Raw genomic sequence first — 25,278 nt, forward strand, 5'->3', positions numbered from 1 at the left:
TTCGGTGCTGGCTTTTAGGTTATATGGCGCAGGTGAACCAGAACGCTGCCATCTGGCTGGCAGTCATGTAGCGGATAGCTGTAAGGCACATCGCTGAGTGTCGGCTTCGCCTGACTGCCCGGCACCAGGTTGTATTGAAACGCAGGGCTGCCCGCAATGGCGCTGTAGTGTTGTCCCCACAAGGTGTGGAAGGGCTGATGAATATGCCCACATAAAATGCGTTTGGGAGACGCACTGATAATAGCCTCGAAACGCTCTCGGCCCTCGATCAGGCTGTAGTCATCCCAGTGAGGGTTGCCCGTCATAAAGGGCGGGTGATGCATCACCAGAAACGTTAGCGGCTTGGTGTGCCCAAGCTGGTTTTCCAGCCAATCCAGGCGTTCGCTACATAGCGCGCCCTGGGGTTTGCCAGCAATAATTGAGTCCAGGCCCAGTAACGTGACACCGTCTGCCTCTACTCTGGAGTGTAGAAACTTGCCTGGCTGCAAGCCCGAAAGTCGGTCGCCCAGCACTGCGCGCATGGCTTCACGCCGGTCGTGGTTGCCCGGGACGGCCAGAATGGGCATTTCCAGTGGTGCCAGCAAGCGGCGAATCAGTCGATAGTCGTCTTCGGTCCCGCCGTCGGCCAGGTCACCGCTGATCACAATAAGATCGGGCGGTGGGCTAAGCGACACAAGGTCGCTCACGATACGTTCAACCACGTGGGCGATATCCAAACGTGACTCGCCGGTTTCAGACTGCGTAGTAAACACATGAAGGTCAGATAAATGGGCAATCAGCATGCACAAAACTCGATAACGTGACGCGGGCCGTTAACGGCCCACGCGTGACAGGACATCGGCTTTTAGAAAACGCTCGATGACCAACATGAAGCCGACCGATGGGATCAGCAAAATCAACGCGGTGATGGCCGCCACCTGATAGTTGCCACCCATGGAGGCGTTAAACATCAACAGTGGCAGCGTGGTGATTTCCGGTGCGCCGACAAAAAACGTCCCAGTGAACTCATCAATGCTGTCGAGGAATACGAAGATGGACGCGGCAAGCAGGCCAGGTAGCGCCTGGGGCAGGGTGATACCGGCAAACGTACGCAGCGGAGAGGCGCCCAGGTTGCGGGCGGCTTCTTCCAGCGAGCGGTCCACCGTAGAGAATGCGGCGGTCGCGATCCAAACGGCATATACAAGGCCCGGAAGCGAATGCACCAGCACTACGCCAATTAACGTGCCGTTGAGCCCCCACTGATAAAAAATGGCGGCGATATTGACGAAAATCGGCAGATTGGGAAATGCCTGGGGCAATAAAAAAAACAGCATAATCACATTACGCGCGGGTAACGCCTGACGTGCCAAGGCGTAGCCTGCAGGAATGGCCAGCGCCATTGAAAGTATAACGGCGGAAAAGGCAACCAGTACGGTATTGAAAAGCGATGTCCAAGCGCCGGCACGTGGGCGGAACACGCGCTCCCAAAAGGAAAAGCCCCAGCCAGTAGGCAGTCGATTCGGGTAAAACCACTGCTCGGCAAAGGCCCAAAGAGCAAGATTCAACAGCGGCCCGAAAATAATAAAGGCAACCACGCCCAGTAAAAGGCCCAGCCCTATCGGCGAAAGTGCTCGGGTGATACTCATGAGGTCACCTCGCGGCGCAGGGTCAGACGCAAATAGATCCATGCGGTTACCGCCGTTAACGCGTAGGAGAACAGCCCCAGCGCATTGGCGACGCCGTAGTCACCGTAGTACGTGATTCGATGGGCCATCATTGAGGTCATCATGGTGGGGTTACCGGCAATCAGCATCATCGGTACCGAGAGGACCGAAAGCATCGCGACCAGCGACAGAATCAACCCGACCCAGAGGGTGGGCGCTGCCTGAGGCAGGATAATACCGAAAAGGCAGCGCAGGCGGCTCGCGCCCATGTTGCGGGCGGCTTCAATATGGCTGCGGTCAATCGCGGCCATGGCACCGGCCAAGAGAAGCGTCACAAACGGGATCTGTTTCCAGGCAAAGGTCAGCACTAATCCTCGCCAATCCAAAAAGCTCTGCGCGCTCTCGGGCATCATTAGGCCAGTTTCGATCAGTACGCCGTTCATCATGCCGTTGGTCGATAAAAATGAGCGGGCAATCTGACCACTTACCACGAACGGAATAAACAGCGGCCAGCGGTAGAGCCAGCGCAATAAGCGAACGGCCCAGGGCGTGCTGCTCAGCACCAGATAACCTGAAATCGCAATGGAGATAACGGCGATGAGCGCAAGTGCTGCTGATACGACGCCGATAGAAAAAAGCACGTCGCGGCCATAAAGCGAAAAGGCGCGAACGAGGTGGTCGGTAGTCCAGCCGCCATCACTGCTACGAAAAGCTGTCACCAGTGAGCGTAGCAAGGGCAGCGCATAGAGCAGCGTAATCGCGGTTAGCGCGGGCAGCACCAGCAAGATACCCAGGCTTATTCGTGGGAACCGCTTGCCAGGCATTGCCATGAGATAGGTTGAAGAGGGCGAAGTCGTCATAAACGCTTTCCACAGTGAAGGGGGCGCGACGGCCCCCCTGTAGTGATCATCAATGCCTTATCATCAAAGCGTCATCATCGAGCGCTTGATCGTCCAGCGCTTAGCGGCTGACGTGGCTTTCATAGGCTTCGAGAATGGCACGGAAGTAGCCCGCTTGCGGCATGGAGCGGCCACGTTCAGCAAGTGTCTCTGGCGATACGTCAGCATAGAGCTGAGCCCACTGTTCGTCGCTCAGTTCACTGCGAACGTGTTCGGCATCAATACCGGGGAACCAGTTAAACGTGCCGACAATACCTTCAGCCTGTACCTCAGGACTCGTTGCCAAAGCAATGAATTCAGCCGCCAACTCAGCATGCTCTGCGCGCTCAGGAATCGCGTAGTACATCGGCTGGCCGGGCATGCCGGGTTCGAGCAGTAGCAGGCGGAAATCGGGGTTGAGGCGACCATCGGCCATCCAGGTGTAGTACATGTCCATCCACACCGGACCCATGGCGATTTCGCCGCGGTTCATGGCGTCCATGGTGCCCGCATTGCCGGGTGTCAGGGTGACGTGCTGGTTAAAAGTACGCAGCTGATCAAGTGCTGTTGTCCAGCGCTCAGACGCGCCCTCTTCCCAAGGGCCGTTTTGCAGCGTGTCGGCCATATCAGTAAAGGCGTACATCCAGCCGAAGACAAAGCCTACGCCTGCCATGCCGCCGGTGATGCCGTTATAGCCAAACTGGTCGGGGTTCTCCTCAACCCAGTCGGCAAGCGCTGCGTAGCTTTCCGGCGGCTGTTCTAAAAGGGCCGGGTTATAGGCGATGGCAATCTGGCTCTGAAACATCGGCATAACATAGCCTTCGACATCAACGCCCAGCGCATTACGCGCGCTATCCGCGCTGACCAAATCACCGGTTTCAAGCGCGCCGGTATAGGTGCTTAGTAAACCTTCTTCCACCATCTGCCCGGCCATGCGCTGGTGGATGACTGCAACGTCGACGCCCCACGTCTCTTTATCACGCTGAGCGCTTAGGGTTTCGTAAATAGCTTGGCTACCCGCATCGCCGGGGCCGGTGCCCATGGCGCGGACGGTGACATCCGGATGCATGGCTTCAAAGCGAGGAGCGAGAAATTCATTAATGTACTCGACCATGTTGTCGTCGCCTGCCGTAAACACGTTAAGCGTTGTGGCGGCCATGGCGGGCGCAGTGATGGCGCTGGCGATCAGGCTGAGCGTAAGGGCGAAGGGTTTCATGCAATATCCTCTTGTCGATCAAGTGGCGGCAGATGCCGATCGTCCGGCCCAAAAGGGATCAGGGCCGATTGCGGTACCTGAACAACGGCAAAGGTACCCGGAGCAATAGGAGTGGCCGACGTAGCACAAAGCTCAGCCTGTTCGGCACAAAGCGATATTTGATAGCCATCGCCGGTATAAACGCAGTCAGTAACCCGCCCTTTACGCGTCAGCATCGCAGGATGCTGGGGGACATTGATCAAGGCGTCACGCGTACGAAAGCCAAATGTGGTGGCAGCAGAGGCCATCGCGGGGTCCGAGGCTTGCCGAGCAACGGTGTTATCCACACCCAAAAAGCGTGCGGCGGCCACGTCAGCCGGCTGGTGATAAAGCGTTTGGGGTGGCGCTACCTGCACGACATGGCCTCCGCGCATCAGGACGATCTGGTCGGCCATTTGGAGCGCTTCTTCCTGGTCGTGGGTCACCATGATGGTGGTAATGCCCAGCGACTTCTGTAGGCGGCGCAGTTCGCTGCGCAGGCTGCGCCGAATCGCGGCATCCAGGTTGGAAAGTGGCTCATCGAGCAGTAATAAAGGTGGGTCAATAATGAGCGCACGCCCCAGGGCGATACGCTGGCGCTGGCCGCCAGAGAGTTGCGTGACCGCACGGCTTTCAAAACCACCAAGCTCCATGCGCTCCAGCATGGCGGCAACTTTTCGGGCGCGCTCCTCGCGAGGGACGCCGCGCAGTTTCAGCGGGTAGCCAAGGTTTTCCCCCACACTCATATGCGGCCAGAGCGCGTAGGACTGAAACACCATGGCGGTCTGGCGTTTTTCAGGCGGCAGATGAGTGATAGACCGTTTGCCTAAACGTATGTCGCCACGGCTTAGAGGTGTGAAGCCAGCAATGGCGCGCAGCAGCGTCGTTTTTCCGCCGCCGGATGGACCCAGCAGGCAGGTGAAGCTTCCTGGCGCGACATCAAGATGGATGTTTTCCAGAATGCGTTTCTGCCTGAGGTCAATCGTCACGTCATTGAGCGTCAATGCCTCGGTGCTCATTCTCGGGGCTCCATAAAAGGTAGAAGACGGATAACAAGCGTAATTTTTGAACGCGCGTGCAAAACTTTAATAAGGTGATTTTACGAGGCGTTGATGACGCTTTGATGTACATTTTAAAACGCTTAAAAGGCAACCAAGGGGTGCTAGGATGGCGGAATTATCTTGTTGATTGAGCGGTCATCATGTTGAAAAACACCCGAGGCGCTGGCGCATGCCGATACGCGTAACCGCCGATGATGTAGCCCAAGCGGCAGGCGTATCGCGCGCCATGGTCTCACGCGCTTTTACACCCGGAGCGTCGGTGTCGGCAAAAAAGCGCGAACACGTTTTAGCCGTGGCTCAGGCGCTGGGTTATCGGCCCAATCTTATCGCTCGGGGGCTGACGGGGCGTAGCACTGGATTGATCGCGGTGGTGGCCGGAGAGATATCGCGTCCTTATGAGGCTTGGCTACTTGAGCATTTGGTGTTTGAGCTCAGCTCCCGTGGCTATCAGCCGCTACTATTGCCAGCGTTGCGCGGCGGTAACGTCACCGAGGTGATCGACCATGCGCTGGCCTATCAGGTTGAGGGGGCTATTGTGGCGGCAGGCTCGGTGAGTCGCGAGATCGCCGACCGCTGCCGGGCTTCAGGGGCGCCGCTGGTATTGATTGGACGCGTGCTGGAAAGCAGTGGGGCTGATGCCGTGTGTTGCGACAATATAAAAGGTATGCATTTGCTGGTGGACCGGTTGGTCCAGCAAGGGCGCCGACGGATTGCCTGGTTGGGCGGCACTGAGGATACGTTTTCTGACCAGGAGCGCAGGCTGGGCGTCGAGCAGGCGCTGAGCCACCACGGCTTGGCGTTAATGGCCGTGCACCGGGGAGATTTCTCGCTGCAAAGTGGGCTGAATGAAGGGCTGGCGCTGCTGGATGCAGGACAGTCATTGGATGCAATTATCTGCGCCAACGATGCCATGGCGCTGGGCGTTGTCGAAGCCGCTGCACAGCGCGGTATGCGGGTGCCGGATGAGATAGCGGTTACGGGGTTTGACGATGTTCCAGGCGCTGCTTGGGGGCGCTGCCCTTTAACGACGGTGCGTAACCCGGTACAGGAAACGGCTCTTGAAGCACTGCGCCTGCTTGAAGCAAGAGTAAAGACGCCTACGCGCGCCACGCAGGTCGTGAGAGTTGGCGTGACACTTGTTGAGCGTGTCAGTGCTTAGCCGTTAATGCAGTGGTTGACGTATTGTGAGTTTTCTGGCTGTCAGGCTTTCCAATCAGGGCGCATTTGCGTAGAATGCGGCCTCTTCATGCGTGGGTGTTGGCAAAATATGTGTAAGCATTGCCGCCACATCCGGTTGTGAAGGCCTAAAATGGTACAAAGCAGCCACTTATCTTCAAGTGAGCCGCGTATCAAGAAAACAGTATGATGAGTGTTCTGGTGGCGGTTTGCGCTATTTTCCACTCTCGTAACCTCAACCGAAGGATAGTTATCGTATGGTTACCATTCGTTTGGCACGTGGTGGCGCCAAGAAGCGTCCCTTTTATCACCTGACTGTTACTGACTCGCGTAACGCCCGTGACGGCCGTTTCATCGAGCGTATCGGCTTCTTCAACCCGGTTGCCCGTGGTCAGGAAGAGCGTCTGCGCGTTGATCTAGAGCGTGTTACTCACTGGCAGAGCCAAGGCGCCCAGTTGTCTGGTCGTGTTGCTGAGCTGGTTAAAGAAGCGCGTAAACAGGCGTAAGTCTGTTCACGGTAGAGTCTGGACTGCTGTACGTTGAGGTCGTCGATGACGCGTTTTGAAACAAGCCAAACTGACGACACGCATGTGGTGTTAGGCAAGCTGACTAGCCCCCACGGGGTGCAGGGTTGGCTCAAGGTGTATTCTTACACCAGCCCCATGGACAGCATTTTGGATTATCCCGAATGGTGGGTGCGCCAAGGGGAAACCCTGACGCGAATGACCATTGTTCAGGGACGTCGGCAAGGTAAAGGCCTTGTTGTGCAGATTAAAGGCGTGGATGACCGCAATGCCGCTGAAGCACTGGCGCAAGCGGATATTTTACTGCCCAAAGATGCACTGCCTACACTGGCAGCCGATGAGTATTACTGGCATGAGCTTGAAGGCTTGGCTGTCTTCACTCAAGCCGGCGAGCGGTTAGGACGGGTAAGCTACCTGTTTGAAACCGGCGCCAACGATGTCATGGTGGTTCGCGGCGATGACGACGCGATCGACAAACGCGAGCGGCTACTCCCGTTTTTGCCTGATGACGTGATTGTCGAAATCAGCCTTGAAGATGGCCGTATGGTCGTTAACTGGGACCCTGAGTTTTGATCAATGACGAAGCGGCCGATGTGCAAACAGCGGTGCTTGGCAATGATGTGGATACGCCCGCTATGTGGATCGGCGTAGTATCGTTGTTTCCTGAAATGTTCGATGCACTCACCCAACAGGGCGTAGTAGGTCGGGCGATAGAGAAGCAACGTATTAGCCTGGAGTTCTGGAACCCGCGAGATTACGCCACCGACCGCCATCGCAGTGTGGATGACCGCCCTTATGGCGGCGGCCCGGGTATGTTGATGAAAGTCGATACACTCCGTGGCGCTATCCACGATGCCCGTGAGCGGGCACATCAAGCCACCGGCCAGGTGCCTACGGTGATCTATCTTTCGCCCCAGGGGCGTAAGCTTGATCAAAAAGGCGCTCAGGCATTAGCCGCTGCTGGCCCCCTTGTGGTGGTGGCAGGGCGCTATGAAGGGATTGATGAGCGTGTGGTGGAGAGTGACATCGATGAAGAGTGGTCGATTGGCGACTATGTGCTGAGCGGCGGTGAGCTGCCCGCCATGGTGCTGATTGACGCAGCGGCGAGGTTGGTTCCCGGTGTATTGGGGCATCAGGACTCCGCTATCGAAGACTCGTTTAATGACGGTCTTTTGGACTGCCCGCACTATACCCGTCCAGAAAGTATCGACGGGCGCCAGGTGCCGGATGTGCTACTAAGCGGTAATCATGCAGCCATCAAGCGCTGGCGGTTGAAGCAGTCGTTAGGCCGCACATGGCAGCGCCGTCCCGACCTGTTAGAAGGGCGCGCGCTTAATGCTGAGCAACAGCAGTTGCTGAACGAGTTTATCGAGGAACACGCTCTGTCTGCCAAGTAGGTTATTTTCAACGACTTGGTGCAGAGCGGCGGTGCAGGACGGAAAGGGCACGTCGTCTACATATTGACGGCAAGCCTACGGACCTGTGTCACCCATAACGACTCCCGTGTGGCTCGATTCGAGCGCCGGGATCACGGTTTGCCCCTTCCACAACTGCGTGGCAAACCATTCCGTTATTTAGGAGTATGAAGATGAGCAGCAAGAACAAGGTGATCCAGGCGATCGAAAACGAGCAGATGGGCAAAGAGATTCCTTCTTTTGCGCCGGGCGACACCATTATCGTTCAAGTAAAAGTTAAGGAAGGCACCCGCGAGCGTCTGCAGGCGTTTGAAGGTGTTGTTATTGCCAAGCGTAACCGTGGTCTGAACTCCGCTTTCACCGTACGTAAAATTTCTCACGGTGTTGGCGTTGAGCGTACTTTCCAGACCTACAGCCCGCTGGTTGACTCTCTTGAAGTCAAGCGTCGTGGTGACGTGCGTCAAGCCAAGCTGTACTACCTGCGTGAGCGTAGCGGTAAGTCAGCACGTATCAAAGAAAAGCTGTCCTAAGCGACGCTTTCTCGGGCGCGCACTGTTCTTGACGTACGTCTTGGGCACGTGTCGCACCGGATACAAGAACCCCGTCACCGCTTTGCGGGGCGGGGTTTTGTTTATGTGTTCATATACTCAGCAGGAGACGATTAACGTATGAGCGTCATTGATGCTTTCTTGGACGCCCTATGGTTAGAGCAAGGCGCCAGTGATCATACGTTAGCCGCCTATCGGCGCGATTTAACCGCGTGGCAGCACTATCTGGTAGCAGAAGGTGAGGATATATTGTCTCCCACGGGGCAGCGGCTTCCCGTATGGTTGGGTGCCCGCCGAGAGCAAGGCTATCAACTGCGAAGCAACGCCCGGCTGTTATCAAGCCTTAGAAGTTTTTATCGCTGGGCACGCTTACACGGGCATGTGGTTAGCGACCCGCTGGTGGATGTTAAGCTTCCCAGAGTGCAGCCAGGCCTGCCCAATACGCTGGAAGAGGCGGAGGTTGAGCGCCTGCTGATGGCGCCTGATGTTGATACACCGCTGGGCGTGCGCGACCGCACCATGCTGGAGCTGCTGTATGCCTGTGGGCTGCGCGTGTCGGAGCTTGTGTCGTTAACCGGCGATGCGGTGAACCTGCGCCAAAATGTGGTGCGTGTGCGCGGTAAGGGGGATAAAGACCGCTTGGTGCCCATGGGGGAGGAAGCAGCAGATTGGCTTGCGCACTATATGAAAACGGCCAGACCTGCGCTAATGAGCGACCCGACCAGGCCAGCGCTTTTTCCAGGGCGCCATGATAAAGCCATGACGCGACAGACCTTCTGGCACCGTGTAAAAGCGCATGCCATCACGGCTGGTATCTCGCGTCCGTTATCTCCGCATACGCTGCGGCATGCTTTTGCGACACATTTATTGAATCATGGGGCCAATTTACGGGTCGTACAGCTGCTGTTAGGCCACAGCGATTTATCTACGACTCAAATTTATACGCATGTTGCCCAAGCCCGCTTGGAGCATTTACATGCCGAACACCATCCGCGAGGTTGAAGATAGAATGCGTCAACGTACGGTTACTCCTTCTTTACGCACGGCATTACTCACGCTCGCCATCGCCAGCGTTTTGCCGGTCGCCGCTCACGCAGATGCCGTCACGCAACGACTGAGTGAGTCGCTGAGCGTTAATGGTCAGCCGATGCCGGTTGAGCACGTAACGACGACTCCGATGGAAGGCATTTACCACGTGCGCTTGGAAAGCGGCGAGTCGTTTTACACCAACGCCGATGGCAGCCACTTTTTGGTGGGTGATCTTTTCGAAAATGCCGAGACGGGGCTGGTCAATTTAACCGAGCAGTCCAAAAATCAGGAGCGTGTTGCGGCACTGGCAAGCATCCCCGAGTCTGAGCGCGTTGTGTATCGCGGTGTCGATGAGCCAAAAGCCACCGTGGTAGTATTCACCGACCCCACTTGCCCCTACTGTGAGCGTCTTCACGAAGCCGTGCCTGAGCTTAATGAGCGCGGGATTGCGGTACACTATTTAGCATTCCCACGGGCGGGTATGGGCAGCGATGCGGCGACCTCCATGCAGCAAGCGTGGTGTTCGGATAATCGTAGTGAAGCGATGACCCGTGCCCAGCAGCGCCAGCCGTTATCGGGTCCTTCGGATTGCGATAACCCGGTGGCTGAACAGTATGAGCTGGGTATGGCGCTGGGTGTACAGGGCACGCCCGCGATTATTCTGCCCGATGGCCAAATGGTACCAGGCTATGTACCGCCAGAAAGGCTTGCCGTCATGTTAGGCTTGGGCGACGTCTAAGCCTGATCTGGCAGGCGCTTTGAAGCAGGCGCTTTGAAGCAGGCGCTTTGAAGCAGGCGCCTGGCAACAGAAACGTAGCAACAGAAACATAGCAATAGGCACGCCCAACAAGTGCCCACCAATAGAGAGCACCGTTAACGAGCGGTGACGCTGAGACACTGAATTTAAGACCAGGCGCCAAGGGCGCCCACCACGAAAGGGGATGTATTTTGAAACCGGTAAGAGTAGGCATTTGTGGGCTAGGCACGGTTGGCGGCGGCACGTTCAATGTATTGACGCGCAACGCGGATGATATTGCACGCCGTGCAGGCCGCCCTATTGTGATTGAGCAGGTGGCTCATCGCAGTATTCACCCTGACTGCGATATTACCGGTATTAACGCAACCACCGATGTTTTCGAGGTGGCAACTAACCCTAACGTTGATGTGCTGGTCGAGCTGATTGGCGGCTATGACATGGCGCGTGAATTGGTACTCACCGCGATTGCCAATGGCAAACACGTGGTTACTGCCAACAAGGCGTTGATTGCTGTTCACGGTAACGAGATATTCAAAGCCGCCCATGAAAAGGGCGTTATTGTCGCCTTTGAAGCCGCCGTTGCAGGCGGTATTCCGGTTATCAAATCGCTGCGTGAAGGCTTGGGTGCCAACCGCATTGAGTGGGTGGCCGGCATCATTAACGGCACCGGCAACTTTATTCTGACGCACATGCGCGACGAAGGCCGAGCCTTTGAAGACGTGCTTGCCGAAGCGCAGGCACTGGGTTACGCCGAAGCCGACCCCACGTTTGACGTGGAAGGTATCGATGCGGCGCACAAGCTGACCATTCTGGCCTCGATTGCTTACGGCGTACCGCTTCAGTTTGAAAGAGCCTTCACCGAAGGTATTTCACGGATTACCGCTGAAGATGTCGAGCAGGCCGATAACCTGGGCTACGTTATTAAGCACTTGGGTATTTCCAAGCGTACCGACCAGGGGCTTGAGCTACGCGTTCACCCCACGTTGATCCCCAAAGAGCGTTTGCTAGCCAATGTGCATGGCGTCAAAAACGCCATTGCCATCATGGGTGACGCGGTAGGCCCCACGCTTTACTACGGTGCCGGTGCGGGTGCTGAACCAACGGCTTCCGCCGTGGTTGCTGATGTGTTGGATGTAGCTCGTGATATTACAACTGCCCACCACTATCGCGTGCCCTATTTGGCGTTCAGCGGTATTGATGAAGATGTCAGCCAACTGCCGATTATGCCGATGGAAGACATCATTACGGCGTATTATCTGCGCCTGTTGGCGGTGGATCGCCCTGGTGTACTGGCGCGCGTAGCCACCATTCTTTCGGAGCAGGGCATCTCTATTGAGGCACTGATCCAGAAAGAGGCAACCGAAGGCGAGCTGGTGCCGATTATTCTGCTGACGCACCGCACCAAAGAGAAGCAGATGAACGAAGCAATTCGTGAAATCGAAGCGATGGCCGATATCGCCGGACCGGTGACACGCATCCGCGTGGAAAGCCTGAGCGAAGGGGAGTAACCCACTATGCGCTATATCAGTACGCGTGGGCAGGCGCCCGCGCTCTCCTTTGAAGAAGTCGTACTAACCGGTATGGCCAGCGACGGCGGCCTTTACGTGCCGGAAGAGCTGCCCACCCTCTCGAAAGAAGCGCTGGCCGATATGGCCGGGCTCTCTTACGCTGAGATTGCTTTTCGCGTTATGAAGCCGTTTGTGAACGGCGAGATTGACGACGACACTTTCCGCACCATCGTGACCGACGCGTATGCCACCTTCACTCACGATGCGGTGGTGCCGCTCAAGCAGCTCGACGCCAATCACTTCCTGCTTGAGCAGTTCCATGGCCCGACGCTGGCATTTAAAGACGTCGCGCTACAGCTGCTTGGCCGCCTGCTTGATCACTTTTTGAAAAAGCGCGGCGAGCGCGCGGTGATCATGGGCGCCACCTCGGGTGATACCGGGTCGGCGGCGATTGAAGGCTGCCGCCACTGCGACAACCTGGATATCTTTATCCTGCATCCGCACCAGCGGGTGTCCGAAGTGCAGCGCCGCCAGATGACCTCGGTGTTGGCCGATAACGTCTTCAATATTGCTATCGAAGGCAATTTTGACGACGCTCAAGCCATGGTCAAGGCAAGTTTTGCCAATCAGGACTTTCTGAACGGCACGCGCCTGGTGGCGGTCAATTCGATTAACTGGGCGCGCATCATGGCTCAGATCGTTTACTACGTAGCGGCGGGTGTCGCGCTGGGGGCACCGCATCGCGAGGTCAGCTTCTGCGTGCCGTCGGCCAATTTTGGCAACGTGTTTGCGGGCTACATGGCGTACAAAATGGGGCTGCCGGTCAAGCAGTTCATCATTGCCACCAACTCCAACGACATTCTGCACCGCACGTTGGCCGCCAACGACTTTTCCAAGAAGGAACTTGAGGCAACGCTCGCGCCTTCCATGGATATCGTGGTGTCGTCGAACTTCGAGCGTCTTCTGTTTGACGCCTATGAGCGCGATGGTGCGGCCGTGGCGGCACTGCTGGAGCGCTTTCAGCAAGAGCCCACCGCACTTGCCGATGCGCCGCTTGCCAAGCTGCGTGAGAAGTTCTCAAGTTTTAGTGTGGACGATGCGACCATTCTGGACGTCATTCGCGAAGCGCATCATCGTACTGGTGAAATGCTCGACCCGCATACCGCCACGGGCTACCGCGCTGCTGAGCGAGTGCGCGCTGATCACTCAACGCCAATGATAACGCTTGCCACCGCACACCCGGCCAAGTTTGCTGAAGCGGTGGTGAAAGCAGGCTTCCAGGGCGTACCGCTGCCCACGCATATGGATGATTTGCTGGAGCGTGAAGAGCGCTACACGGTATTGCCAGCTGAGCTGAGCGCCGTACAGCAGTTTGTGGCGGATAACCGTCGTTAACACATGATGACTGCTTTGCCAGATGCCAATCCGCCTGTTACACCTCAGCACACCACGCAGCTAATGTTGGAGCCTCGTCCGCTGGACGAGGCTGTCTACGCCCGTGCCCAGGCACAAGGCTTGAGCGAGCTTCAGGCGCGCCTTCTCGCCTCACGGCTGCCCGGCTATCAGGGCGAGCTTGCCCCGCTGGTAACGCCTAGCCTGCGCTATCTGGCTCACCCGGAAAAGCTTGCCGATGGGCGCCGCGCTGCCGAGCGTATTGCTCAGGCGGTTGCGGAGGGTGAATCCATCGGGATTCTGACCGATTACGATGTGGATGGGATTACCTCCCACGTGGTTATTCGCCGCACGCTAGTTGAGCTGTTTGGTGTGCCCGAGCACAAGCTGCATAGCCTGATTGGCCACCGTATTCACGATGGCTACGGGATCAGCTTGCCGTTGGTTGAGCGCACGCTGGCGCTTAAGCCATTCCCGACCCTGGTGATTACCGCCGACTGCGGAAGCAGCGACGAGCCACGTATCGCGCGACTCAAAGCGGCAGGCATTGACGTGGTGGTCAGTGATCACCACGCGTTGCCATTGGAAGGCCCGCCCGTTTCGGCTTACGCCTGCGTAAATCCCACACGTGACGATTGCACTTATCCGGATAAAACCATCGCCGGGTGCATGGTGGCGTGGCTGTTGATGTCGTTGGCACGTGGCGTATTGGTGGAGTGGGGGGCCTTGCCCGAGGCTACGCCCAAACTTTCGCCGTGGCTCTCCTATGTGGCGCTGGGCACCGTGGCGGACTGCGTGTCGCTGGGCGGAAGCCCCGCTAACCGCGCCGTGGTGAGCTATGGATTAACTCTGATCAACCGCATGGACGCCGCCTGCTGGCGCGCCATGGCCGCGCGCTTGGGGGCGGACAGCGTGCCGTTCAACGCCGAAACCCTGGCCTTCCAGATGGGCCCGCGGATCAATGCGCGCTCGCGGCTGGATGACCCTTACGCCGCGCTGCATTTCATGCTGGCCGAGAGCGACGCTGTCGCTAATCGTCAGTTGGAAGTGCTGGATCAGGATAACCAGTCGCGTAAGGCGATTGAGGCTGATATGGCCGAAGAGGCACGGGCGCTGGCCGCCAGTGCGCTGTTAGCCGATGAGCCTGCTGTGGTGGTGTTTCTGGAAGATGGCCACCCCGGCGTTCAAGGCATTGTGGCCTCCCGGCTGGTGCAGTCTTACGGGCGCCCTGCGCTGGTGCTGACGCAGGCGGCGGCACCCAATATGCTCACCGGCTCCGGGCGCTCAATCGATGGCTTGCACCTGCGCGATGCGTTGCAGCGTACTTTTGAGCTGGCCCCAGAGGCGCTGCCACGCTTTGGCGGGCACAGCGGGGCCGCTGGGGTGGGCGTTCCCCGCGAACAGCTGGACGTGTTTAAACAGGCGTTTCTCAAAGCCGTAGCGGAGCTGTTGGAGGGGCGTTCGCTCTATCCCAGGCTATGGACGGACGGCGAGCTTTCTACTGCGCAGCTCTCTCTTGCCACGCTTGAGGAGATCGACGCGCTGGGGCCCTATGGGCGTGAATTTGACGCACCGCTTTTTGAAGGGCGTTTTATCGTCGAAGCGCTGCGCCCAGTGGGTGCCGATGGCGCGCACTTGATGCTTGAGCTCTCCATGGGTGCCATCACCTGTAAAGCAATCTGGTTTCGTGCCTTAACGCCAGGTGAGCTGCCCGCGTTCGCCATCGGCGACACGCTGCACTGCGCTTACAAGCTTAACCGTAACCGCTGGCGGGGGCGGGAGTCGTTGCAGTTGATGGTTGAGCACGCAAGCGCAGTTTAAAACGCTTTCATCAACCCGGTTCATTAACCCTGTTCATCACCCCAGCACACTTCATAAGGGCGTTTAAAAATGCGCGTGGACGATTTACCCAAGGACCCGCACCGCCTCTATGAGGATGTAATGGCGATGCTGCTGGGCACGTTCTTCGTTGCCTTGGGCGTTACCTTTTATACCCAAGCGGTGCTGCTAACTGGCAGCACTGCGGGCTTGGCGCTGCTGCTTAATTACGTGACGCAGTGGGGGTTTGGGCTGTGGTTTTTTGCCATCAACCTGCCGTTTTACTACCTGGCGATCAAGCGTATGGGGTGGAGCTTTACGCTGCGTACCTTTATTGCCATTGGTCTGGTGTCGCTGTTTTCTGAACTAACCCAGCGCTGGGTGCAGTTTGAAAGCGTGCCTTCGCTCTATGCGGCACTCATGGGCGGGGCATTGATGGGCATTGGCATGCTGATGCTGTTTCGCCACCGTACAAGCCTGGGCGGCATCAACATTCTGGCGCTCTACCTGCAGGACCGCCACGGCCTGCGGGCGGGCTATGTGCAGCTAGGCATCGATGGGGTGATTTTGCTAGTAGCGCTTACCCAGCTACCGTTAGACCGCGTTGGCTACTCGGTGCTGGGGGCGCTGACGTTGAACTTGATTATCGCCCTTAACCATAAGCCCGGGCGATATATCGGCGTGAGCTAGCGTGTTTAGCTAAGCCAGAACCACCAAACGACCAGGGCAATGAGCCCCAGGCCTGCCGCGTTAACCAAAAAGCTCATGAGACCTCCTGTTGAGCGGGCTTCCAGAATCGTAGGCGATTGGCGTTACTCACCACGGTGATGGAGGAGAGCGACATGGCGACCCCGGCGATAATCGGTGAAAGCAGCATGCCGGTCACCGGGTAGAGCAAGCCTGCCGCAACCGGGATGCACAGCACGTTATAACCAAAGGCGCCCACCAGGTTCTGCTTGATGTTGGCAAGCGTGGCGCGGCTGATTTCAATCGCTGAGGCCACGCCGTGAAGTGATCCACGCATGAGGGTGATCCCCGCGCTTTCCATGGCAATATCCGTTCCCTGACCAATCGCAAAGCCGACGTTAGCGCGCGCCAGCGCCGGGGCATCGTTAATACCGTCGCCCACCATGCCGACGATTTCGCCTGCCTTTTGTAAGCGCTCAATCTCGGCGTGCTTGTCCTCGGGTGTCAGGCCCGCTTTGAACGTTGTAATGCCCACTTCGCGGGCAATCGCCGCGGCGCTATGCTGGTTATCGCCGGTCAGCATGACCACGTTCAGGCCATCCTGCTGCAAGCGCTTAACGGCCGCGACGGCATCGTGACGTAGTGGGTCGCTAATCCCGAAGAGCGCCGCTAGCTGATTATCCACTGCCAGATATACCAGCGTACGCGCCTTGTGTTGTAGCGTGTTAACCGCTTGCTGGGCAAATGAAAGGTCAACCCCGGCAGCCTCAAGCAGGCGCGCATTGCCCAACAGCAGCGCTTTGCCATCGCGGGTTTCGGCTTTTACGCCACCGCCTGTAACACTTTCAAACCCTTGAATCTCAGCAGGCGCGGCGCCCTGCGCATCCGCGTAAGCGATAAGGGCTGTTGCCAGCGGATGCTCAGAACCGCGCTCTAGGGCATGAACCAGGCCCAGCGCAGTGGTTTGATCCATGCCAAACAGCTGTGCATCGGTGACACTGGGTTTGCCTTCGGTGAGCGTGCCGGTTTTATCCACCACCAGCGTGGTGAGCTTGCTGGCGGTTTGTAGCGCTTCGCCGCTTCTTACCAGCACGCCCTGTTCGGCGGCCTTGCCCACGCCAATCATGGTGGAAATGGGGGTGGCAAGGCCCAGCGCGCAGGGGCAGGCAATAATCAGCACGGTGGTGGCCGCCACTAGCATATGAATCACGCGTGGCTCAGGGCCGACGTTAAACCACGCAAGTGCCGCCAGTACGGCAATAATGATGACGGACGGCACGAAGATGCTCGATACTTTATCCGCCAGTTCACCAATTGGTGGGCGCGAATTCTGGGCGCTGGCGACCTGCTCGGTGATTTGCCCAAGCCGGGTATCGCGGCCCACGCGGGTCGCGCGATACACCAGCCCGCCTTGGCCATTGACCGTGCCTGCGCTGACGTCATCTCCGGATTGCTTGCTGACGGCCAGCGGCTCACCGGTCAACATGGATTCATCAATATGGCTCTGGCCTTCGGTGACTTCGCCATCAACAGGTAAGCGCTCGCCGGGGCGCACGCGGAGTTGGTCGCCTTCACGAACCTCATCCACGTCTATTTCCTGCTCCTGGCCGTCGCGAATGACGCGTGCCGTGCGGCTTTGCAAATCAAGCAGGCGCTTTAGCGCGTTGCTGGTACGCCCACGGGCGCGAAGCTCCATGGCGTTACCCAGCAGGATAAGCCCAATCACCATCGCTGAGGCTTCAAAGTAGATCCCCTGAGCTATTTCAGGCAACCAGGGTGCAAACAGCACCACCGCCATGGAATAGAGCCAAGCGGTGCCCGTACCCATCGCCACCAATGTATCCATATTGGCCTGGTGGCGTTTGAGATTCTTCCACGCATTGACAAAAAAGTGGCGCCCGGGAAAGGCAAGCACGCCCAGGGTCAAGAGGCCAATCACCAGCCAGTAAACCCGGCCCAGGCCCATAACGTGGGGATGATAGATAAACATGCTGAGCATCAGGGGAATGGCCAATGCCAGCGCGATGACACTGCCCCGCAGCCGCTGCCGATAGGTGGTGGCATCCTGCTCGGCGCGAACGCGCTCGGCTTCACGCATATCCACAATCGGCTCCGCCGTGTAGCCCGCTGAGGAGACTGCGTTGATAAGGGCTTGCGCATCGGCACTGCCCACCACTTGGGCGGTGTGGGTCGCGAAGTTAACGCTGGCGGCTTCCACCCCTTGGGTGTTTTTCAGTGCATTCTGAACGCTTTTAACGCAGCTGGCACAGGTCATGCCGCTAATTGCCAAGCGTAGGTTGGTGCCAGTCGTGGCCGGTACCTCAGTTGCCTCTGGCGGGGATTCAGGCACTGTCGGCGAGTCGGGTTCGCTGCTGGCCGGGTAGCCGGCTTTTTCCAGCGCCGTGTTCAGGCGGCTATCGTCCAGACTTGTAGTAACTTCAAGGCGTTTTTCAGCCAGGATGCCCACTACCTCAGCCGCTGGGTCTTCTGCCTGAATCGCCTCGCGCATCCGCTTAACGCAGCCCTGGCAGCTCATGCCACCTACCGTACGGAAAACCGTATGACGTGGAGTGGTTGTGTCGTTCATAAGGCCTCCCTGGAAGAGGGCTCATCGGGAAAGCTTTCAATAAGGCGGCACACGCTATGCCCATCAGGTGTGCCGTCTGGCATGTGCTCCCAGCTTTCCAGCGCCTGCTCCATGCGCTGGGCCAGCGCTTCAAGTTCGGCAATCCGTGTACGGATCTGCGGCAGGCGGCTGGCGAGCAGGTCGCGCACCAGCGGGCAGGGCGAGTCGCCCTGGTCGGCATGCAGGAGAATGTCGCGTATCTCCGCTACGCTAAACCCCAGCTTGCGTGCACGCTGAATAAAGTGCAGCCGCTCAAGGTCGGTGCTTGAGAAAAGCTGATAGCCGTTATCTGGATGGCGGCTCGGGAGAAGTAAGCCTTCGCGGGTGTAGTGGCGCACTGTCTCTGCCGTTACACCGCCCTGTTTGGCAAGCTCGCTGACTTTCATCGCGCACTCCTTACGTTTTTGTCCGCTGTTAGTAAACGGTGGGAATGCACGTAGTGTAAAACCTATGGGTGACACGCAGGTCAAGAAGGACTGTTCAATAATTCTCTAAAAAGGGCTTAAAACGAACAAAACAATGATTTAAAACGGTCGTACGACTAATGTATGAGCGAAAAACAAAATAAAACGCTCGTTTGCCCTTGAACCAAAGGCCACATTGGGCGAAAACTGAAGTGTATGCCTACGCTATAAAAACAGTACCAGCGGATGTCGCCATCCACAGGATCATCGGGACAAGAGGCCAACCATGTATAATAAATTTAATAAGCTCACTCTAGCAGCTGCGGTTTCAGCTGCTGTCTTTGCAAGCCAGGCACACGCTGGCGGTTATCAAATTAACGAGCAAAGCGTTAGCGGCCAAGGCTATGGTCATGCTGGGCGCAGCTCTAACGTACACGATGCCTCTATTGTGTACGGTAACCCGGCAGGTATGTCGTTCCTTGATCGTGCGCAGATCACGGTGGGGGGCACCTATCTTCATGTCAATACTGACGTCAATAATGCTACCTCTGGGCGTTCTTTGGAAACGCCTGCGGGCTCACTGCCTTTGGGATCAGTAGAAGGAACCAATGAAGGTGACATGGTGCCCGGTACGCTGGTTCCTTTTGCTTTTTATGCACAACCGGTCAATGAGCAGTTAGCGTTTGGTTTCGGCGTATATGCACCGTTTGGTTCAAAAACAGAGTATGAAGGTGGTTTCGAGGGGCGTAACCAGGGGAATTATACGGAGGTGAAGGTAATGACTGCCCAGCCAACCGTCTCCTACCGCTTTAACGAGCAGTGGGGCGTCGGGTTGGGGATTACCTATAACCGCGTTGATGGCGAACTGCACCGACAGGTGCCCGTTGCGGTTGGGCAGGCAGCTAATGGGGCTCCGATCGTTACTGAGGTGGATTCACGTGTTGAAGGCGATGATGATGCATGGGGATATAACCTGGGGGTGATTTACCAACCGGTGCCTGAAACCACGTTTGGTTTAACGTATCGCTCAAAAGTTGACTTCAATTTGGACGGTAGCTTTTCCGCAAGCTCCCCTGTGCTTGATCAGTTAGGTATTGGAACCGTAACGGATACGGCTGCACTGGACTTGACTACGCCTGAGACGGTTAACTTCTCGATAACCCAGCAAATGAGCGACAACCTCAAACTCATGTTTGGGGCTTCCTGGGCTCGCTGGAGTCGCTTTGATCAAATCCTTGTTACCGGCACTGAGCGTGAAGAGATCACTAACGAACAGCAAAATTATTCCAATGCCTGGGCATTCTCCACCGGCGGCGAGTACCAGTTGACACCTGAACTGGCGTTGCGAGCAGGGGTAGCGCTGGACTTTACACCAACGCAGGATACGACACGCAGTGTGCGTATTCCTTCTGATGACCGGCGTATCTTCTCGCTGGGTGCTGGCTGGAGCCCTACACCGGACCTAACGCTTGATTTCGCTTACTCTTATCTAACCGAGCGCTCAACCCAAGTGGATCAAACAAAGACGGATAGCTTCACTGTGGCTGGACAGCAGACACCTCCCATTACATCTACCTACTCCGCCGGCTATAAAAACGAAGCCCACGGTTTCGGTGCTCAGCTAACCTATCGTTTTTAAGCCGATGTTTTAGGCGTCTTGGTGAAATACGTTTCTCACGCGTTAAATCGGTAGCTCTACTCCTGAACCCGACACTCGCCGGGTTCAGGCATTCGTCGTCATGGCGAGTGGATGCGAGAAACGCCAGGTTTCGTTACAATGGGTTTTCAGAATTTCGCCGCTGTGGTGCTGGCTTGGAATCATCAAGCCAAGATGCCACAGCGGCGCGTCTTTCTTTTGAACCATGTCATATTGACCAAGGCCAGGGCGATCCATGTTGGAAACCAACCCGATACATAACCAGATCAAGGACCTGTCTGAGCGGACAGACGTTCTTAGGGGGTATCTTTGACTATGCCGAGCGTAAAGATCGGCTAGAAGAAGTCTCTCGCGAGCTCGAAGACCCGAATGTCTGGAACGACCCGGACTACGCACAAAAGCTGGGTAAAGAGCGCTCTTCCCTGGAAGCCATTGTGGCAACCATCGACGAACTGGACCAAGGCCTTGGCGACAGCCGCGACCTTCTGGAACTCGCCGAGATGGAAGAGGATGAGGACACGGTTGAAGAAGTGCGCCAAGAGCTTGATGGCCTTCAGGTCGCGCTTGAAAAGCTCGAATTTCGTCGCATGTTCTCCGGCGAAATGGATGAAAATAACGCCTACCTGGATATTCAATCCGGTTCGGGCGGTACGGAAGCGCAGGACTGGGCCAATATTCTGCTGCGCATGTATCTGCGCTGGGCAGAAAGTCACGGGTTCAAGGCTGAAATAACCGAAATTTCCGCAGGCGAAGTCGCAGGTATCAAGTCGGCCTCGCTGCATGTTCAGGGCGACTATGCGTTCGGTTGGCTGCGTACTGAAACCGGTGTTCACCGGCTGGTGCGTAAAAGCCCGTTCGACTCCGGCGGCCGTCGTCATACGTCGTTTGCGTCGGTATTCATGTCCCCGGAAGTTGATGACAGTTTCGAGGTTGATATTAACCCTTCGGACCTGCGCGTTGATACGTATCGCTCCAGCGGTGCGGGCGGTCAGCACGTTAATACCACCGACTCAGCGGTGCGGATTACCCACGAACCTACCGGTATTGTGGTGGCTTGCCAGAACCAGCGTAGCCAGCATGCCAACCGTGACTTCGCCATGAAGCAGTTAAAGGCGAGGCTCTGGGAGCATGAAATGCAAAAGCGTAATGCCGCCAAGCAGGAAGCGGAAGACTCCAAGGCCGATATCGGCTGGGGCAGCCAGATTCGCTCTTACGTGCTTGATGACCAGCGTATCAAGGATTTGCGCACCGGCGTGCAGTCCAGCAACTGTGACAAGGTACTCGACGGCGACCTGGACCAGTTTATCGTCGCCAGTCTCAAGCAGGGTTTGTAATCTTTTTAGCGTTCGAACATGAATAGGGTGCCCCATGGCTAACCAAGACGCGTCTTCTCCTGAAAACGAAAATCATCTTATTGCCGAACGTCGCGCCAAGCTCACCGCGCGTCGTGAACTGGCCGCAGAGCAAGGGAAGAGTGCTTTCCCGAATGACTTTCGCCGCGATAGCCTGACCGTTGAGCTGCAGGAACGGCTGGGCGAGAAGGAAAAAGCCGAGCTGGAAACGCTTGACCATCACGCATCCGTGGCGGGGCGGATCATGCGCCAGCGCGGTCCGTTTATCGTGATTCAGGACGTGGCGGGGCAGATCCAGCTTTACGTGGATAAAAAAGGCCTGCCGGCGGATGTGCTTGATGACATCAAGAGCTGGGATATTGGTGATATCGTGGCAGCGCGCGGCCCGGTGCATAAATCCGGCAAGGGCGACCTGTACGTGATGATGGTCGATGCCCAGCTTCTGACCAAGAGCTTGCGCCCGCTGCCGGATAAATTCCACGGCCTGACGGACCAGGAGGCGCGCTATCGCCAGCGCTATGTGGATCTGATCATGAACCCGCAGTCGCGCAAAGCGTTTGAAACGCGGGCGGCGGTGATCAGCTCCATGCGCCGTTTCTTTGAAACGCGTGGCTTTATGGAAGTGGAAACGCCGATGCTTCAGGCGATTCCTGGCGGTGCGACGGCGCGTCCGTTTGTGACTCACCACAACGCGCTGGATATGGATATGTATCTGCGCATCGCGCCTGAGCTTTATCTTAAGCGCTTGGTGGTGGGTGGTTTCGAGAAAGTCTTCGAAATCAACCGCAACTTCCGTAATGAAGGTCTTTCGACGCGGCACAATCCTGAATTCACCATGGTCGAATTCTACTGGGCGTATGCCGACTATAACGACCTGATGGATATGACCGAAGCGATGCTGCGCACTGCAGCCGAAGAAGTGCTGGGCACCACCACGCTTGAGTACCAAGGGGCAAGCTACGACTTTGGCCAGCCGTTCAAGCGTTTGACGCTTAAACAGTCGATTCTGGATCACGGTAACGGCATTAGCGATGCTGATTTGGATAGCCTTGAAGCGGCGCGCGTGACCGCTCAGGCGCTGGGCATCAAGGTCAAAGACAGCTGGGGCCTGGGGAAAGTCCAAACGGAAATTTTCGAAGAAGTGGCCGAGCATAAGCTCGACCAGCCGACGTTTATTACCGAATACCCGGCTGAAGTCAGCCCGCTGGCGCGCCGCAACGATGCTAATCCGTTTGTCACTGACCGCTTCGAGTTCTTTGTGGGCGGGCGTGAAATTGCCAACGGCTTCTCGGAGCTAAACGATGCCGAGGACCAGGCCGAGCGCTTCCGCGCACAAGCCGCCGAGAAAGATGCAGGCGACCTGGAAGCGATGTACTACGATGCTGACTACGTGCGTGCACTGGAGTACGGCATGCCGCCTACCGCCGGTGAGGGTATCGGGATTGATCGTTTGGTCATGCTGTTTACCGACAGTGCGTCCATACGTGATGTATTGCTGTTCCCAGCAATGCGCCCTGAGGCTGAGTAGCACGCTGGATGGAATGAGGTAGACTAAAAGTTGGTAAGGGCGCGATTTAGCGCCCATAATGGTCAACGTTTCGACGGCGAGGAGAATCCCATGAAACTGCTAAACCGCTCCGCTCTGAGCGTCAGGCCGACCCAGCCCTTTGTGGACTGGATCAATGCGCTGGAACCCACCATGGGAGACGACGACCTGACACTGGACGACGTCGAACGTGAAAGTACCATTTACCTGATTCCTGAAATGGATACCCCGGAAGCGCTCGAAACCTTCGTGCACGACCGCTATGTAGAAATCCTCGAAACCGAGTTGCGCGCTTGGGAAGAGGATGAGCGCCAATGGCCAGAGCCGCTTGATTGGGCGCTGTTCAAGTCATTTCTTAGCGTTGAGCACAGTTATCTCGCCATCGATCTGGATGATGAGACAGCGCTTGAAATTTCTGACGTTGATGATGCGTTACTGCTCGACAGCGACCAGGATTAACGTTCGGCACTAGTTAGGCGCTATCTCATCATGACGTAACTCATGACGCACTTCTGCTCTTGGGCAGTTGTGCTCAGGCACGTTAAAACCGGCTTAGGCCGGTTTTAACGTGTTAGCCGTTTCGTTTTAGGAATACCCCACTCATGCGACTGTTTCAAACCCGTCCTGGAGACGACGGCCTGCCCGGGCCGGAGCGTGCCTTGGCGGTATTGGCTCTGATTACCGGCACGCTAATGGCGGTGATGGACACCACCATGATTAATTTGGCGCTGCCGACCATTGCCGCAGACTTAAACGCCTCTGCTGCACGCTCGGTGTGGATCACCAACATGTTTCAGGTGGTGTGTGCCGCCTTCTTGCTGGTGTTTGCCGGGGTCAGCGAGCTGGTAACGCGGCGGCGTATTTATCTGTTTGGGCTTGGCACGTTTATGGTGGGCGCATTAGGGGCGGCACTGTCGCGTAATTTAGAAACGCTGCTGGTGTTTCGTGCCTTGCAGGGGCTGGGCGCCGCTGCCACGCTCTCTATTGGCCCTTCGCTTTACCGGGCGATATTTCCCTCTCGCCTATTGGGTAGTGCGTTAGGGTTAAGTGCGCTTGTTGTCGCGGGGGGATATGCCGCAGGGCCAACGCTGAGCGGCGTCATTTTATCCTTTGCGGACTGGCCGTGGTTGTTTGCGCTTAATCTGCCCCTGGGGCTGTGCTCGTTATGGTTTGCCAAGCGCGCACTGCCTCGGGATAAGCCCCGGCAAGGAAGTTTTGATGTTCTGGGGGCGCTGTTGTCCATGCTGATGCTGGCGAGTTTCTTTCTGGCCATGGACGCGGTGGGGCACGCAGCACCGTTTGGCCTGGTGGGCGCCTGGATACTGCTTACCATAGCAAGTGCTGCCGGATTTATTATGCGCCAACGTCGCGCGCTTTATCCCTTGCTACCGCTGAGTATGTTTGCTGAAAAGCGCTTTACGCTTGCGGTATCCGCCTCAGGCCTTGCGTTTATTGGTCAGGGGCTGACCTTTGTCGCGCTGTCGTTTTATTATCAGGAGCAAATGGGGCTTTCGCCCCTGGAGACCGCTTGGCTGTTTACCCCGTGGCCGCTTGGGATCATGCTGGTAGGGCCGTTGGCGGGTCGTTTGGCGGATCGAATCAATCCAAGCGTGCTTTCAAGCACCGGCCTGGGGTTGATCATTATCGGTCTGGTCGCGTTGGCGCTGGTGGATGAAACCATGGGCGTCATGGAAAGCCTATGGCGTACGGCGCTGTGCGGTATCGGTTTTGGTCTGTTCCAGCCACCCAATAACCGCGAAATGATGGGCAGCCTTCCGGCGGAGCGCAGTGCCAGTGTGTCGGGCGTGATGAGCACTATTCGCACGGTAGGTCAGTCGTTAGGGGTGGCGATAGTCGGGGCGGCATTAGCGCTTGGGTTTGAGGTTCAGATAACCCTCTGGCTGGGAGCGGCGACGTCGTTTCTGGCGCTTTTGGCAAGCCTTTCAAGAGTGTCGCTTGCCCGGCGTGCACTGGTTGAACGCCGGGCATCGTCTGGTGGCTAGTAAGCGCGTACAATAAAAAT

Annotated in this window: 24 protein-coding genes; 16 read left to right on the top strand and 8 right to left on the bottom strand. The window is 57.0% G+C overall.

The features are described from left to right. Positions 1–14 precede the first annotated feature (14 nt). From INT20_RS03255 to INT20_RS03275, 5 genes are all read right to left on the bottom strand, one after another. Entirely contained in the window at positions 15–782 is a 768-nt protein-coding gene (locus tag INT20_RS03255) for a metallophosphoesterase (protein WP_193055177.1), read from the bottom strand. A 30-nt stretch (positions 783–812) separates the two neighbouring features. After that, entirely contained in the window at positions 813–1,625 is an 813-nt protein-coding gene (locus INT20_RS03260) for an ABC transporter permease (RefSeq protein ID WP_193055178.1), read from the bottom strand. Further along, positions 1,622–2,503 (bottom strand): ABC transporter permease, encoded by an 882-nt coding sequence (locus INT20_RS03265; protein WP_226912030.1) that lies wholly within the window; start codon positions 2,501–2,503, stop codon positions 1,622–1,624. Before INT20_RS03265 ends, INT20_RS03260 begins: the two co-directional genes overlap by 4 nt. 100 nt (positions 2,504–2,603) lie before the next feature. After that, positions 2,604–3,737: an extracellular solute-binding protein gene (locus INT20_RS03270; protein WP_193055179.1), complete on the bottom strand. Its 1,134-nt coding sequence runs from the start codon at positions 3,735–3,737 to the stop codon at positions 2,604–2,606. Next, complete coding sequence (locus tag INT20_RS03275) at positions 3,734–4,774, bottom strand: ABC transporter ATP-binding protein (RefSeq protein WP_193055180.1); 1,041 nt, start codon at positions 4,772–4,774, stop codon at positions 3,734–3,736. The genes INT20_RS03270 and INT20_RS03275 overlap by 4 nt, the downstream gene beginning before the upstream one ends. 211 nt (positions 4,775–4,985) lie before the next feature. Between INT20_RS03275 and INT20_RS03280 the strand changes: the two genes are divergently transcribed. From INT20_RS03280 to INT20_RS03330, 11 genes are all read left to right on the top strand, one after another. Beyond that, positions 4,986–5,975, top strand: coding sequence for a LacI family DNA-binding transcriptional regulator (locus tag INT20_RS03280; RefSeq protein ID WP_193055181.1), 990 nt, complete (start codon positions 4,986–4,988; stop codon positions 5,973–5,975). 274 nt (positions 5,976–6,249) lie between these two features. Continuing rightward, entirely contained in the window at positions 6,250–6,498 is a 249-nt protein-coding gene (gene rpsP, locus INT20_RS03285; protein WP_009724081.1) for a 30S ribosomal protein S16, read from the top strand. Positions 6,499–6,543: 45 nt separating this feature from the next. Then, entirely contained in the window at positions 6,544–7,089 is a 546-nt protein-coding gene (rimM, locus tag INT20_RS03290) for a ribosome maturation factor RimM (protein ID WP_172118535.1), read from the top strand. A gap of 62 nt (positions 7,090–7,151) precedes the next feature. Next, a complete protein-coding gene (gene trmD, locus INT20_RS03295; RefSeq protein ID WP_193055417.1) occupies positions 7,152–7,913 on the top strand; it encodes a tRNA (guanosine(37)-N1)-methyltransferase TrmD in 762 nt (253 codons plus the stop codon). Between the two features lie 191 nt (positions 7,914–8,104). Then, the gene (rplS, locus tag INT20_RS03300) at positions 8,105–8,461 is read left to right on the top strand and encodes a 50S ribosomal protein L19 (protein ID WP_087110090.1); all 357 of its coding nucleotides are present in this window, start codon (positions 8,105–8,107) and stop codon (positions 8,459–8,461) included. Positions 8,462–8,599: 138 nt separating this feature from the next. Beyond that, complete coding sequence (gene xerD / locus INT20_RS03305; protein ID WP_193055182.1) at positions 8,600–9,481, top strand: site-specific tyrosine recombinase XerD; 882 nt, start codon at positions 8,600–8,602, stop codon at positions 9,479–9,481. Continuing rightward, the gene (locus tag INT20_RS03310; protein WP_172118533.1) at positions 9,456–10,247 is read left to right on the top strand and encodes a DsbC family protein; all 792 of its coding nucleotides are present in this window, start codon (positions 9,456–9,458) and stop codon (positions 10,245–10,247) included. Before xerD ends, INT20_RS03310 begins: the two co-directional genes overlap by 26 nt. A gap of 209 nt (positions 10,248–10,456) precedes the next feature. Beyond that, the gene (locus tag INT20_RS03315; RefSeq protein WP_172118532.1) at positions 10,457–11,773 is read left to right on the top strand and encodes a homoserine dehydrogenase; all 1,317 of its coding nucleotides are present in this window, start codon (positions 10,457–10,459) and stop codon (positions 11,771–11,773) included. A gap of 6 nt (positions 11,774–11,779) precedes the next feature. Next, positions 11,780–13,168, top strand: a complete 1,389-nt coding sequence (gene thrC / locus INT20_RS03320; protein ID WP_193055183.1) for a threonine synthase — start codon at positions 11,780–11,782, stop codon at positions 13,166–13,168. 63 nt (positions 13,169–13,231) lie between these two features. Continuing rightward, entirely contained in the window at positions 13,232–14,986 is a 1,755-nt protein-coding gene (locus tag INT20_RS03325) for a single-stranded-DNA-specific exonuclease RecJ (protein ID WP_193055418.1), read from the top strand. Positions 14,987–15,055: 69 nt separating this feature from the next. Beyond that, a complete protein-coding gene (locus INT20_RS03330; RefSeq protein ID WP_193055184.1) occupies positions 15,056–15,673 on the top strand; it encodes a YitT family protein in 618 nt (205 codons plus the stop codon). 73 nt (positions 15,674–15,746) lie between these two features. Here the strand turns inward: INT20_RS03330 and INT20_RS03335 are convergent, their stop codons facing one another. Further along, positions 15,747–18,257 (bottom strand): heavy metal translocating P-type ATPase, encoded by a 2,511-nt coding sequence (locus INT20_RS03335; protein ID WP_226912031.1) that lies wholly within the window; start codon positions 18,255–18,257, stop codon positions 15,747–15,749. Then, entirely contained in the window at positions 18,254–18,682 is a 429-nt protein-coding gene (locus INT20_RS03340; RefSeq protein WP_193055185.1) for a MerR family transcriptional regulator, read from the bottom strand. The genes INT20_RS03335 and INT20_RS03340 overlap by 4 nt, the downstream gene beginning before the upstream one ends. 304 nt (positions 18,683–18,986) lie before the next feature. On the opposite strand from INT20_RS03340, the gene INT20_RS03345 reads away from it, so the two are divergent. Then, positions 18,987–20,339, top strand: a complete 1,353-nt coding sequence (locus tag INT20_RS03345) for an OmpP1/FadL family transporter (protein WP_193055186.1) — start codon at positions 18,987–18,989, stop codon at positions 20,337–20,339. Positions 20,340–20,423: 84 nt separating this feature from the next. On the opposite strand, the gene INT20_RS03350 is transcribed toward INT20_RS03345, so the two are convergent. Next, complete coding sequence (locus tag INT20_RS03350; protein ID WP_193055187.1) at positions 20,424–20,594, bottom strand: hypothetical protein; 171 nt, start codon at positions 20,592–20,594, stop codon at positions 20,424–20,426. Here INT20_RS03350 and prfB point away from each other — a divergent pair. From prfB to INT20_RS03370, 4 genes are all read left to right on the top strand, one after another. Continuing rightward, a protein-coding gene (gene prfB / locus INT20_RS03355; RefSeq protein WP_172118525.1) for a peptide chain release factor 2 occupies positions 20,593–21,691 on the top strand; the annotation gives its coding sequence in 2 pieces (ribosomal slippage) (positions 20,593–20,667 and positions 20,669–21,691; 1,098 coding nt in all). The two genes, INT20_RS03350 and prfB, sit on opposite strands and share 2 nt — an antisense overlap. Positions 21,692–21,725: 34 nt before the next feature. Next, positions 21,726–23,237: a lysine--tRNA ligase gene (gene lysS, locus INT20_RS03360; RefSeq protein WP_193055188.1), complete on the top strand. Its 1,512-nt coding sequence runs from the start codon at positions 21,726–21,728 to the stop codon at positions 23,235–23,237. 90 nt (positions 23,238–23,327) lie between these two features. Beyond that, complete coding sequence (locus INT20_RS03365) at positions 23,328–23,714, top strand: hypothetical protein (RefSeq protein ID WP_172118523.1); 387 nt, start codon at positions 23,328–23,330, stop codon at positions 23,712–23,714. A gap of 143 nt (positions 23,715–23,857) precedes the next feature. Beyond that, on the top strand, positions 23,858–25,258 hold the full coding sequence (locus tag INT20_RS03370; protein ID WP_193055189.1) for an MFS transporter: 1,401 nt from the start codon (positions 23,858–23,860) through the stop codon (positions 25,256–25,258). Positions 25,259–25,278: the final 20 nt, after the last annotated feature.

The organism is Halomonas citrativorans, assembly GCF_014898005.1.
Classification (GTDB): Bacteria; Pseudomonadota; Gammaproteobacteria; order Pseudomonadales; family Halomonadaceae; genus Vreelandella; species Vreelandella citrativorans.